General features: G+C 42.3%; 12 protein-coding genes and 3 pseudogenes. 12 read left to right on the top strand and 3 right to left on the bottom strand.

Features of this window, described 5'->3' with window-relative positions:
* The 9 genes and pseudogenes from WKT20_RS13085 to WKT20_RS13040 all read left to right on the top strand — a co-directional run.
* Positions 1–1,463: type IV secretory system conjugative DNA transfer family protein (locus WKT20_RS13085; protein WP_340417496.1), on the top strand; the 1,463-nt coding region annotated here is incomplete at its 5' end.
* Between the two features lie 53 nt (positions 1,464–1,516).
* Positions 1,517–2,014 carry a hypothetical protein gene (locus WKT20_RS13080; protein ID WP_005816141.1) on the top strand — a complete coding sequence of 166 codons (498 nt, stop codon included), beginning with the start codon at positions 1,517–1,519 and terminating at the stop codon, positions 2,012–2,014.
* An 88-nt stretch (positions 2,015–2,102) separates the two neighbouring features.
* A complete protein-coding gene (locus WKT20_RS13075) occupies positions 2,103–3,311 on the top strand; it encodes a putative resistance-associated DNA invertase (protein ID WP_005816149.1) in 1,209 nt (402 codons plus the stop codon).
* Positions 3,312–3,816: 505 nt separating this feature from the next.
* Positions 3,817–4,389: a UpxY family transcription antiterminator gene (locus WKT20_RS13070; RefSeq protein WP_008021340.1), complete on the top strand. Its 573-nt coding sequence runs from the start codon at positions 3,817–3,819 to the stop codon at positions 4,387–4,389.
* A gap of 65 nt (positions 4,390–4,454) precedes the next feature.
* A pseudogene (gene msr(D), locus WKT20_RS13065) lies at positions 4,455–4,895 on the top strand (ABC-F type ribosomal protection protein Msr(D)); the annotation flags it as partial.
* Positions 4,896–5,012: 117 nt separating this feature from the next.
* A complete protein-coding gene (locus WKT20_RS13060; protein ID WP_008665086.1) occupies positions 5,013–5,546 on the top strand; it encodes a GrpB family protein in 534 nt (177 codons plus the stop codon).
* A 120-nt stretch (positions 5,547–5,666) separates the two neighbouring features.
* A complete protein-coding gene (gene erm(G) / locus WKT20_RS13055) occupies positions 5,667–6,401 on the top strand; it encodes a 23S rRNA (adenine(2058)-N(6))-methyltransferase Erm(G) (RefSeq protein ID WP_118067009.1) in 735 nt (244 codons plus the stop codon).
* Positions 6,402–6,993: 592 nt separating this feature from the next.
* A pseudogene (locus WKT20_RS13045) lies at positions 6,994–7,735 on the top strand (class I SAM-dependent methyltransferase).
* A 37-nt stretch (positions 7,736–7,772) separates the two neighbouring features.
* Complete coding sequence (locus WKT20_RS13040; RefSeq protein ID WP_008021362.1) at positions 7,773–8,267, top strand: HD domain-containing protein; 495 nt, start codon at positions 7,773–7,775, stop codon at positions 8,265–8,267.
* Between the two features lie 159 nt (positions 8,268–8,426).
* Here the strand turns inward: WKT20_RS13040 and WKT20_RS13035 are convergent, their stop codons facing one another.
* Both WKT20_RS13035 and WKT20_RS13030 read right to left on the bottom strand, forming a co-directional pair.
* Positions 8,427–8,879 carry a hypothetical protein gene (locus tag WKT20_RS13035; RefSeq protein ID WP_007664626.1) on the bottom strand — a complete coding sequence of 151 codons (453 nt, stop codon included), beginning with the start codon at positions 8,877–8,879 and terminating at the stop codon, positions 8,427–8,429.
* A gap of 40 nt (positions 8,880–8,919) precedes the next feature.
* Positions 8,920–9,222 carry a hypothetical protein gene (locus WKT20_RS13030; protein WP_007664625.1) on the bottom strand — a complete coding sequence of 101 codons (303 nt, stop codon included), beginning with the start codon at positions 9,220–9,222 and terminating at the stop codon, positions 8,920–8,922.
* A gap of 665 nt (positions 9,223–9,887) precedes the next feature.
* Here WKT20_RS13030 and WKT20_RS13025 point away from each other — a divergent pair.
* Positions 9,888–10,088: a hypothetical protein gene (locus WKT20_RS13025; RefSeq protein ID WP_007837439.1), complete on the top strand. Its 201-nt coding sequence runs from the start codon at positions 9,888–9,890 to the stop codon at positions 10,086–10,088.
* A gap of 153 nt (positions 10,089–10,241) precedes the next feature.
* Here WKT20_RS13025 and WKT20_RS13020 read toward each other — a convergent pair whose 3' ends face one another.
* Positions 10,242–11,528 carry an IS1380-like element ISBaov1 family transposase gene (locus tag WKT20_RS13020; RefSeq protein WP_007664617.1) on the bottom strand — a complete coding sequence of 429 codons (1,287 nt, stop codon included), beginning with the start codon at positions 11,526–11,528 and terminating at the stop codon, positions 10,242–10,244.
* Positions 11,529–11,667: 139 nt separating this feature from the next.
* Between WKT20_RS13020 and WKT20_RS13015 the strand changes: the two are divergent.
* Both WKT20_RS13015 and WKT20_RS13010 read left to right on the top strand, forming a co-directional pair.
* A pseudogene (locus WKT20_RS13015) lies at positions 11,668–12,165 on the top strand (SIS domain-containing protein); the annotation flags it as partial.
* A complete protein-coding gene (locus tag WKT20_RS13010) occupies positions 12,162–12,350 on the top strand; it encodes a hypothetical protein (protein WP_005816226.1) in 189 nt (62 codons plus the stop codon). The pseudogene WKT20_RS13015 and the gene WKT20_RS13010, both read left to right, overlap by 4 nt.
* Positions 12,351–12,519: the final 169 nt, after the last annotated feature.

Here is a 12,519-nt window from a genome sequence, read left to right as displayed (position 1 = left end):
CCACTCTCGCCACCAAACTCTACTATCATTACTTGAAGAACAAGAATGCCAAGGACAGCAAGATGCCCCATGGCATGAAGTTCAACATCATCAACTTTGTGGATGTGGAGTATTCGCGCCGTGTGAACCCCATCCAGTTGAAGTACATCAACAACCTTGCCGCAGCGAGCGAGACCGCCGAGACCCTGCTTGAATCCCTGCAAAAAGGCAAGAAGGAAGGCGGCGGTGGCAGCGACCAGTTCTTCCAGACCTCTGCCGTCAACTTCCTTGCCGCCTGCATCTATTTCTTCTGCAACTACGGCAAGGAGCCCTACGACAAGGACGGAAAGATGCTGATTGCCGAGCGGCGTGAAGACCCAAAGACGAAAAGGCTGATACCCACAGGACGGGTGTTCGACCATTCGGGCGCGGAGGTGCAGCCCGCTTATTGGTTGGGCAAGTACAGCGACATGCCACATATCCTATCGTTCCTCAATGAGAGTTATCAGACCATCTTCGAGGTACTTCAGACCGACAACGAGGTAGCCCCCTTGCTTGGCCCGTTCCAGACTGCCTTTGCCAACAAAGCCATGGAGCAGTTGGAAGGTATGATTGGCACGCTACGTGTCTATACCTCCCGTCTCGCCACCAAGGAATCTTACTGGATATTCCACAAGGACGGCGATGACTTCGACCTGAAGGTCAGTGACCCGAAGAATCCAAGTTATCTGCTCATTGCCAACGACCCCGAGATGGAGAGCATCATCGGTGCACTGAATGCCTTGATTCTCAACCGCCTTGTAACGAGGGTGAATACAGGACAGGGCAAGAACGTTCCTGTCAGCATCATCGTCGATGAGTTGCCGACCTTGTATTTCCACAAGATAGACCGACTGATAGGCACAGCCCGAAGCAACAAGGTGAGCGTGGCACTTGGCTTTCAGGAACTTCCGCAGTTGGAAGCCGATTATGGCAAGGTGGGTATGCAGAAAATCATCACCACCGTGGGCAATGTGGTGAGCGGTTCGGCAAGAGCCAAGGAAACCCTCGAATGGCTGTCGAGTGACATCTTCGGTAAAGTAGTGCAACTCAAAAAGGGCGTGACCATCGACCGTGACAAGACCTCCATCAACCTCAATGAGAATATGGACAGCCTGGTGCCTGCAAGCAAAATCTCCGATATGCCCACAGGTTGGATATGTGGACAGACCGCCCGTGACTTCGTAGTCACCAAGACCGGGATGAACGGAAGCATGAACATCCAGGAGAGCGAGGAGTTCAAGACATCCAAGTTCTACTGCAAGACCGACTTCGATATGACGGAAATAAAGAAGGAGGAATCGGAGTATGTCCCTCTCCCTAAGTTCTATAAGTTCAAGTCGAAAGAAGAGCGAGAGCGCATCCTCTACAAGAACTTCGTTCAGGTTGGGGAGGACGTGAAAGCCATGATTAAAGAGATTCAGCAGTTCCGCACTATGATGTAGTGATATTGATTAGAGTGCGGTGAGACATCGCACCTCCTATATAAAATAATGTAATGAGAAGATACATCATCGTACTATTGAGCATGTTGGCCATCTGTAGCGTGCCCTGTCAAAGCCAAACCATTGACAGGGCACTGTTTGAACGGATGGTAGCCATTACCAAACACTTCGAGGGTTGGCACGACCCAAAGACCACACCGGGCTATGTGGGCTATGGTCACCAGCTACAGAAGGGAGAGCGTTTCCCGAAAACACTGACACGTCAGCGTGCAGATTTGCTGTTACGGACAGACCTCCTCCGGCACCTGCGCCTATATGCCCGTTATGGCAGGGATGCTTATCTGCTTGCCACCCTCTCGTACCAGATTGGACCAGCCAAGTTGTTAGGCAATGGACGATACCCGAAAGCGTCCCTGCTCACCCGATTGGAACGTGGCGACAGGGACATCCTGCCACTCTATCTGAGCTATTGCAAATGGAGGGGAAAAGCAGTGGCATCCATTAGGAAACGGAGGTGGGTGGAATATCAGCTGTTGTATGCCGAGCGGTGAGGCACCATCCCTCCTATACCTGTTTGTCTGTCACTTATATTATATATAAAGGTAATAATTGCAATTTCAATGTTAAAGTCAGAGCATTATGGCATCCATCAAATTAAAGTTCAGAACATCATCTGTTCAAGAGAAAGAGGGTCGCCTGTATTATCAGGTGATACACAATCGTGTGGCACGTCAGATCCATACAGAGTACAGAATCTATTCCTCAGAGTGGGATGCGGACCATTCAAACATCATTTTGCCAACTTCCGTCACTCCACAACGTCAAGCCTATCTTCTTTCCTTGAAAGATACATTGGATGCTGACAGGAAGAAACTGCTGTTGGTCATTGCACGGTTGGACAAGGAAGGGCAGTCATATACAGCAGACACCGTCGTTGACAACTTCCATGAGGGAAAAGAATTACATGGCATTATCGGCTATACGCTGGAGTTGAACGAAAAACTGAGACGCATCGGCAAGAAGCGGATGGTAGCAAGGTACAAAACCACCCTCAACAGCCTCCAGCGTTACCTGAAAGGAGGCGATGTGCCATTGGAGGAAGTCGATGGGACAACGATACAAGGCTATGAACAGTGGCTGAAAGACAGCGGACTGTGCCGCAACACCACCTCTTTCTACATCCGCAACCTGCGCACCATCTACAATCATGCCGTAGATGACGGACTGGTCATCTCTTCCTCACCGTTCAAGCATGTATATACCGGCATCGACAAGACCGTCAAGCGGGCACTCCCCTTGGAAATCATCAAGCAACTGAAAGAGCTGGACTTGAGTCTGAACCCCCGTTTGGAGCTTGCAAGGGATATGTTCCTGTTCAGTTTCTATACCCGTGGGATGTCGTTCATCGATATGGCACAACTTACACCAAGCAATCTGCATGGCAGTACGCTCATTTACCGCCGTCAGAAGACCTCACAACAGTTGCACATCAAATGGGAACCTGCCATGCAGGAGATAGTGGCGAAGTACAAAACAGATGATTCTCCCTACCTGCTCCCTATAGCAAAAGGAGAGGGAGCCATATTCTGGAGACAGTACAAGAATGCCTATAGCCGTATCACCAAGCAGTTGAAGAAAATCGGAGAAATGATAGGCCTGTCCGTACCCCTGACCACCTACGTAGCCCGCCACTCCTGGGCAAGCATAGCCAAGAGCAAGAACGTGCCCGTATCTACTATCAGCGAGGCATTGGGGCATGACTCCGAGAAAACCACACAGATATACCTCTCCTCATTGGACACCTCTGTCGTTGACAACGCCAACAATCTCATCATCAATTCTCTTTAGGAGGTGCAGCGTCTCACTGCACCTTTATTTCAATATTTATAACTATTGTATTGCGGTGTGATACCGCAACTATAATAAAAAAGTCGGGGATTGTTGAGCAAAAAGGTGTTTCTCTCTTTAAGAGAAACTCTTCGGGATGCAAAAATATGAAAATAACTCCAATTCACCAAATTATATAGCGACTTTTTTACAAAAATGCTAAAATTTGTTGATTTCCGTCAAGCAATTGTTGAGCAAATATGTCTTTTACGATAAAATGATACCTCAATATCAACTGTTTAGCAAAACGATATTTCTCTTAAAGAGAGAAACATCTTTTGCATACCTTTTCCGACCGAATTTTTATGTCGTAAAGAGGGGCTTTGCAGGGGGTGGACTCAGAAAGATGAGAATAGATGACTATTGTAGTTGAAACACATAGAAAGTTGCTGATATACAGACCGATACGCATATCGGGATGAACCATGAGTACGTTCTTTTCTCAAAAAACACATGTCAAAACAGTATGGTGAATGTATTGGACAAGGATAAGATACTGTGGTATGTCATGCGGGCCTACAAGAACGAGAATACTGCCGAAGATCGGCTCTCTAATGAAACGTATGGCTTAGAGTATTTCATACCCAAGCAGAAAGTCCTTCGCACTGTCAAGGGCAAGAAAGTCTTTTTCATGGTACCCGTCATCCATAGTCTGGTGTTTGTGCATGCAAGTCATCAGAAGATTGTTGATTTCAAACACAATTATTATTACGACCTACAGTTTGTCACATGGAAAAGTGGCGGAGAACTTGTCTATCTGACTGTACCTGATGAAGACATGACCAACTTCATCAAGGTGTGCAAGCAGGCAGATGAAGAGGTACACTTCTACAAAATCAGCGAAATCAACAAGGAAAAAGATAAAATCAACATTGAAAAAGGTAAAAGAGTAAGGGTACATGGCGGACCGTTCGACCAGGTGGAGGGCTACTTCATAAAAGTGGCAAAAAAGAGAGGTCGGCAGCTTGTCGTCATTATTCCCGACCTACTGGCGGTTTCAGCTGAGGTGAAGCCGGAATATATTCAAATCATAGACTGAGATTATGGAAACACGAATTACCCCCCCCCCGAATTGATTGATACAGAGGGATTAGTACAGGACAGATCTTAAACCATGAAGAAGGAATTTCTATTTCACCTAAGGCAAAAATAGGTTACTTTGCACAGAATGGTTACAAGTACAACAGTAATCAGAATGTCATGGAGTTTATGCAGGAGGATTGTGATTACAATATATCAGAAATTCGTTCAGTGCTAGCATCTATGGGGTTCAAACAGAACGATATTGGAAAAAGCTTATCTGTTTTAAGCGGTGGAGAAATTATAAAATTGTTGCTAGCTAAAATGCTCATGGGTAGATATAACATCCTACTAATGGATGAACCCAGTAACTTCCTTGACATACCAAGTTTAGAGGCTTTGGAAATACTAATGAAGGAGTATGCCGGAACTATCGTGTTTATCACCCACGATAAACGCTTACTCGAAAATGTAGCTGATGTAGTTTATGAAATTAGAGATAAGAAAATAAATCTGAAACATTAAATTTAAGGTAGTCGCTGATCAGTATAGTCTGTTCTGGCTGGCGGCTCCATTGTTAAAAAGTATAAAGACTTTTTTCTAAAAATATTATTCGTTGAGAATGAGATTGGAGGGTTTATATTGTTTATACGAGTAGTTCCGTACGACCCCTTTTGGGAAGTAGAGTATGAAAATGAATCACAGAAGATAAAGAATATATTGAAGGATATATTGGTGGAGGTTTACCATATTGGCAGTACAGCAGTCAAAGGGTTAGCCGCTAAATCAATCATTGATATAATGCCCGTAGTGACAAATATTAGTTTGGTTGATAAGCATAACAAAGAATTTGTAGCGATTGGTTATGAGTGTATGGGTGAGTTTGGTATTGAAGGACGTAGATATTTCCGCAAAGGCGGCGATAACAGGACACACCAGATTCATATTTTTGAGCAAAGCAATCACAAAGATATTAATAGGCATATAGCAGTAAGGGACTTTCTGCGTACACATCCAGACATCGCTTTAGAGTATGGTGAATTAAAGATGGAGCTGGCTTATCGATTCTCGGAGGATATTGAAGGCTACTGCACTGGTAAGGATGCATTTGTAAAGCAACTAGAAAAGGATGCTTTGCTATGGTATCAAAATAATGAATCATATAAAACACGATAGAAAATATATAAAAGTATGAAAGAGAGGTGTATCCTATGATAGGACCAGATAAGAAAAAACTATATCCAAATGAAAACATAAAAACTGTTTGTTAATGAAATAAATTAAGGAGGGGTTATAATGAACAAAGTAAATATAAAAGATAGTCAAAATTTTATTACTTCAAAATATCACATAGAAAAAATAATGAATTGCATAAGTTTAGATGAAAAAGATAACATCTTTGAAATAGGTGCAGGGAAAGGTCATTTTACTGCTGAATTGGTAAAGAGATGTAATTTTGTTACGGCGATAGAAATTGATTCTAAATTATGTGAGGTAACTCGTAATAAGCTCTTAAATTATCCTAACTATCAAATAGTAAATGATGATATACTAAAATTTACATTTCCTAGCCACAATCCATATAAAATATTTGGCAACATACCTTACAACATAAGCACAAATATAATTCGAAAAATTGTTTTTGAAAGTTCAGCCACAATAAGTTATTTAATAGTAGAATATGGTTTTGCTAAAATGTTATTAGATACAAACAGATCACTAGCATTGCTGTTAATGGCAGAGGTAGATATTTCTATATTAGCAAAAATTCCCAGGTATTATTTCCATCCAAAACCTAAAGTGGATAGCGCATTAATTGTATTAAAAAGAAAGCCAGCAAAAATGGCATTTAAAGAGAGAAAAAAATATGAAACTTTTGTAATGAAATGGGTTAACAAAGAGTATGAAAAACTGTTTACAAAAAATCAATTTAATAAAGCTTTAAAATATGCGAGAATATATGATATAAACAATATTAGTTTCGAACAATTTGTATCGCTATTTAATAGTTATAAAATATTTAACGGCTAAAAACAATAGGCCACATGCAACTGTAAATGTTTAGTTATAGGTAGGGTAGCATTAGTTAAAATGCTATTCTGCCTTTTAAAAGTATGGTATACATTCCTGAGAGAGATTGGATATGTTCCCGTATACCGATAGTGCCAAAAGCGAAGTGGATATGTTTCCGAGAACGGACGTACTCAAATGACATTCATTCTGTCCTCTCCAGCCACGTGGAAAGTTTAGTTTGTCTGACGAAGCAGACAAACTAAAGCGATATAAATCCTCACGGATTTGCGATATACGCTACATTTCATTCGCGTGCGATATGCCTCTGGCGCGATATGTGCCTTCGGCACGTGAGCGCACTGCGTGCGCATAGGGGCGCGGGAATTTATGTTCGCGTACTTTCCACCACGTTCGAATAGGCGAAAAGAAAGCTATAAAACTGCTTGAAACTTTTTAATATAAACCTGAAAAATACGCCAAAGGGTTAATCATATTTTTGAATTACTCGGTCTTTCACTTTTTGAATGCTATGATATGACCGGGAAGCCTTATAAAGAAGTGAAGAAAATTGCAACGGAGATAAATAACTTTTTAAACAAGGGGAATTCAGATGAAAGAAAACAAATATGATGATAATATATTTTTTCAAAAATACAGTCAAATGAGTCGCTCACAGCAGGGACTAGCCGGTGCAGGAGAATGGGAAACATTGAGAAAGCTGCTGCCGGATTTTAAAGATAAGCGTGTGCTTGATTTTAGGATGCGGCTATGGATGGCACTGTATTTATGCGATGGAACACGGTGCTTCTTCTGTTGTAGGTGTTGATATTTCTCATAAAATGCTCGAGGTAGCCAAAGAAAAAACACATTTTCCACAGGTTGAATATAAATGCTGTGCTATAGAAGATGTGGAATTCCCAGAGGAGAGTTTTGATGTAATATTAAGTTCACTTGCGTTTCACTATGTAGCAGATTATGAGATTTTAGTAAAAAAGATATATAGAATACTGAAGTCTGGTGGTAAGCTAGTTTTTACGGTTGAACATCCTGTTTTTACTGCCTATGGAACACAAGACTGGCATTATAACGAAAAAGGAGAAATACTGCATTTTCCAGTGGATAATTATTATTATGAGGGCAAACGGACAGCTGTATTTTTGGGAGAAAAGGTTACAAAATATCATAGAACACTGACCACATATCTAAATACGCTGCTTTCAAATGGTTTTATAATAAATCAGATTGTGGAGCCACAGCCGCCGGAAAACATGATGGATATTCCGGGGATGCAGGATGAAATGCGCCGTCCCATGATGCTGATTGTATCGGCCAATAAAAAAATGGATAGATAGAACTAAAACACCTATAAAGAATAAATAGAGGCAATTTATGTTTAAAGAAAAAATTATTATAGAGATGAAAGAAGTATTCAAAGAAATACCTTTTGGCATAGAGCATACTCTTAAAGTTTTGAAAAATGCAGAAGATATAATGAACGGAGAAAATATCGGAGAGGAAGAAAAAGAATTCATCAGTATTACTGCTATACTACATGATATTGGTGCGGTTGAAGCACAAAAAAAATACGGTTCTATTGATGGTGTCTATCAAGAAAAGGAAGGACCAGCAGTAGCGAAAGAAATATTAAAAAAGGTAGGCTATAACAAAAATATTGATAGAATATGCTTTATAATAGGCAACCACCATACTCCATCTAAAATTAATGGACTTGATTTTCAAATACAATGGGAAGCTGATTTGCTTGAAAATTTAATGGTTATGGATAAAGAAAAAGAACAGGAAAAGATAAAAAAGTGTATAGGTGAAAACTTTAAAACAAACACAGGGAAAAGGATAGCTTATAATCGCTTTATTTTAGATTAGTAGTAGATTATTACAGTTATGTATTTTACTCAAGTTTCGGATTTAGGTTTTATGCAGTCTGAGCGATCAGTTGCATGGCCTTGAACCTGCGGTTATCCCGTATAATTTGCTCCATCAATTCGTTCTCGTCAATGGTAAAAATCTCAGCCACGATTGCTATTACATCAATAATGATTGACCAGATCTTTTCCACGACGGTGAGCTCGTGTACGCCTTCATATATATCGGCGAACAATCCTCCAATGGTCTCTTCACCATGCTCTTCAGGCGCTCAAGCTTGGATACGAAATACTCTTCCTTGCGTTTTTCGGTCTGGCAGTCTCTGTCACGCTTGCGGTTGTAGCGCCTCTCGCGCTGCCGGGCCGTAAGACCTTGTTCCTTGCCATCGACCTTCCCTCTCTCGCCGTGAATCGAGAAGTCCACGACAAATTGAGAGCGGCCGTCGCTCCAGCACAGGGCCAGCAGCTTGTAGCCGAGAATGCACCGCTGAAACACGTGCGAGAATATCTTGCCAATACACTCCATCCTCAATCCGGTCTTCGGCAGGTCGGAATCATCCACAATAAGCACTGCCGGAAGATGGCTCTTTTGATAGTCTTTCCTTATGGTCACGGCCTTGATGAGATGACAGGCGATGTGCCAGATGATGTTGCTAGTCTATATTGTCCTTGGCCATAAACGAATAGAGTAGGTCCTTCTTACCCCCGAACAGTTTCGAGATTGACGATCCGGCATAATGAGAAAAACCCGGGACGGCCATAAACGGCAGAATCAATATGATCTGGAAAAGTTGAAGGTTGGTAAGCTGACAGTTCTCACGTTTTTTCCCTCCGAGATCTTTGTCTGAAATCCTCATCCCCTCAAGGAGGGTCATAAACTTGGAAAATGCGGGATTGATTCGTTTTCCCGTGAAAAAGTTGCGGATCTCCGATGGAATTTTTGTAATTTTGCTCATGGCTTTGAGTGATTGTAATTAGTTGTTTGGGCACCTCTAAATTACTAAATTTCCGTGACATACGGAAATCCTCAAAGCCTTTTTTATGCCCAAATCTATCCTCTCAACCTAAATCCGAAACTTGAGTAAATTATAATTATGAGATGCTACGTGCTTTTGTTCAATATACCCTAAACGTCGATTTAAATGCGCCTGTGATAAAGGATTTAGTTGAAAAGTATAAGGATATAGAACAATTTAATAGGAGCATAACAGATAAATACGTTGCAATATGTAAACGCTTTTAATATTTGAATTTAGCCGTTTATGTAGAATGAAGGTGTGCAAACAAACAGACCCTGAAAAGGGTCTCACCCCCGTTAACCGCAATGTCAAAGACTTGCGGATGGCCAGATGACTCCTATACATCCGACCCCAACGGGGTCGAACCATATAATCTGTAGAAAGGTTCGACCTCCGTTGGGGTCGTGGATTGGGAAGGCACTTCGACCCGCACATTGTATCATGTGCGGTTACTTGAAGTTCGACTCCCGTTGGGGTCGATGGCTCGTCGTTATTCTGAATCTTAGCAAATCCTCTCTTTTTTAATGAACTGTGTGCTTGATCACTGAAAATAATCCTTATTTTTGCCACGAGAGTTTTACGAAAGATAAATAGATAAAGTATTGGAAAAGAAACATAACTGTCAGCAGTGCCCACTGAGGCGGCGATACGACCGTTCACCCAAGTCATTGTTGGGTCGTTTTTGGCGATGGCACATCAATTTCTGTCCGGGATGGAAAGCCTATTTCCTGTCGCTGAGCGAAGAGGAACGGCATGTATTGAGAAAGCAATACGCTTTTCATAAGCCTCAAATCCGCAACTAAGTCCTTCATCGTCCTATTTACGTGTACACGTTCTCTCATTACTGAATTATTAGATAAATTGAGGCTGAAATACCCACTTCTGCCTACAATACCCCCTTACCCCACAATGCGACTTGAGACAATACGCAGTATCATACCCATAAGTTGTAGTCGTCATCCAAAATCAGTCTGGAATACATCTGCGTAAGCATTATTACAGGTATAGATATTCAGCACATACCACCTTGATGTTCTGATCCATTTGGCTGGTACAGAGACAAATCTGAAGACAAACGCTTTTATGCGACTTGTTTTATTGGGTCCGAACCTCTTTACGTCAAGTCTTTGGATAATGACCTTGTAGAAGTTACGGATAAGTGCTGTAAGAAGAAGGAACACTGTGTTCTCTGCCATGAAGGATTTGGGCAATCTGGACCATCCGAAACCATTGTTCATGTCATCGAAGATGCGCTCCTTTCCTCCGCGGAGGTTATAGAACTCGACAATCTCTCTTACGGAAGGCTCGTAGTCGTTGGTCAGGATGCAGCGGTATGTGTATTCTCCTTCCCAGAGGTCAAGCTCACCGTCCATCCGTTTCCGCCTTTGAATCACAAGCCGGTATGTCTTGCCTTTCCACTTCTCTACAAGAATGGAATTCAGCTCAAACTCAATGCCGTTGATTTCTCCCCTCTTCCAGCCTCTGAGAGCGAAGAGGTCATTGTAGAGCGAACTACAGCGGTTGGCACGGATATAGAAGGTCTTGCAGTGGGTGGCAACCTCTTCCACGATCTCTTCAGAGCACGAGCCGCAATCAGCTCTGAAACGATTGATAACAAGATTGTTCTGTTCAAACCTTTCGAAGAATCTCTTCAGCGTGTCCTTCTGATGGAAACGGACGTTTGTGTTGCCGTCGCTGTTCTCAATGCCGACAATCAAATCTCCAATAACCGCCACACCTGGTCGATAACCAAGGAACTTCTTGTATGTATGCTTTGCATCATATTTCTCTGTTTCTATGAACTGGTGGTCGAAATCAACATCATACATCTCACCCTCTTTCAGCTGACCAGCTGCACACATACAATTGAGCAGTAAGGTATTGAGGGTGTCAGCCGTATTGAAATCGTAGTTCTTACCCGTATCTGACGTGTATGAAATGTTCTCCTGCGTCAGTTCCTTTATCGCTCTGAGGATAGTGTCAGAGCTGCAGGTACGAAGTGTCGGATGAAGCGAGAGATGGGGCATCAAATGAGTTGTGACATCCTCAATACATGAGCCGCCACAGAAGTAGATGCTCATGAGAGAACGGATGATTTCGCTGTATTGATAACCATACAGCCTGCATCTTAGACCGAGGGTTGTGTCAATTACATATGACAATGTGGAGTCAAATTGCTCCATCATTGCAAATATTCCTCCAAAAGGAGTGAGTTTCTCAGATTTTATTGCTTTCTTTGCCATGTCTGTCGGGTTTGATACATATTTTGATTTGCAACACTAAGATAGGTGAAAAATCTGACATGACAAAATCCTGAGCAACTTTTTGTTGCTCAGGTACTTAAAAAGTTATATTTATAATAGTGTTGCGGAATTAAGGTATATAAAAGATGTGTTGGGACTTGCTGACAAAATCAAGAACTTGTCGAAGATATACACCTATGCCCGCAACTTCCTTTATCTCGGTCGTGGGTACAACTACCCCACCGCCCTTGAAGGTGCGTTGAAGCTGAAAGAAATATCCTATATCCATGCGGAGGGTTATCCTGCTGCGGAAATGAAGCATGGACCGATTGCACTTGTAGATAGCGAGATGCCCACGGTGGTCATTGCTCCAACGGACTCGCTGTATGACAAGATAATCAGTAATGTAAGGCAGGTGAAGGCGCGTGGCGGTACGGTTGTCGCCATCATTACCAAGGGCAATGACGCAATGAAGGACATCGCCGACCATTGCCTTGAAGTGCCCGACGTACCCGAATGCCTTACACCTCTCGTTGTTTCCGTCCCATTGCAGTTGCTGGCCTATTACATCGCCATCAACAAGGATAGGAATGTTGACCAGCCAAGAAACCTTGCTAAATCAGTTACCGTAGAATGAATAGAATATTATCACTTATTGTTACCATCCTCTTTGCGTTGTGCATTGAGGCTGGCATCTTTATGCTTATTGCCCACTGGTGGGGCATGACTGCGGCCATTACCGTGATAGCCATTGAATGTGTGTTAGCCTTATGGACAGTTTACGAAATGAGACATGCGAGTGATGAACCAGTTGATGAATAACATTGCAGGCTGTGGTTAGAACGAAAAAGGCTAAAAACAAAAGGACGGGTCGATGATTCGTCCTATTTTTGTGTCTTTTTGGTGGCGAAATGTAGCGATTTAGCAAAATAAACATAAATTCCAGTGATATTCAGCATGAAAATTCGCCCATTTAAGTGAAAATGTGTAA

It is taken from the genome of Phocaeicola sp. ICN-14070 (genome assembly GCF_037892625.1).
Taxonomy (GTDB): Bacteria; Bacteroidota; Bacteroidia; order Bacteroidales; family Bacteroidaceae; genus Phocaeicola; species Phocaeicola plebeius.
The sequence above is the reverse complement of the archived record's forward strand: the minus strand, read 5'-3'. Positions and strand labels throughout refer to the sequence as shown.

Bases quoted from the DNA above. Each gene is read 5' to 3' on its own strand.
- WKT20_RS13080 (WP_005816141.1), top strand. From the start codon at position 1,517: ATGAGAAGATACATCATCGTACTATTGAGCATGTTGGCCATCTGTAGC.
- WKT20_RS13075 (WP_005816149.1), top strand. From the start codon at position 2,103: ATGGCATCCATCAAATTAAAGTTCAGAACATCATCTGTTCAAGAGAAA.
- WKT20_RS13070 (WP_008021340.1), top strand. From the start codon at position 3,817: ATGGTGAATGTATTGGACAAGGATAAGATACTGTGGTATGTCATGCGG.
- WKT20_RS13040 (WP_008021362.1), top strand. From the start codon at position 7,773: ATGTTTAAAGAAAAAATTATTATAGAGATGAAAGAAGTATTCAAAGAA.
- WKT20_RS13030 (WP_007664625.1), bottom strand. From the start codon at position 9,222: ATGAGCAAAATTACAAAAATTCCATCGGAGATCCGCAACTTTTTCACG.
- WKT20_RS13020 (WP_007664617.1), bottom strand. From the start codon at position 11,528: ATGGCAAAGAAAGCAATAAAATCTGAGAAACTCACTCCTTTTGGAGGA.
- WKT20_RS13010 (WP_005816226.1), top strand. From the start codon at position 12,162: ATGAATAGAATATTATCACTTATTGTTACCATCCTCTTTGCGTTGTGC.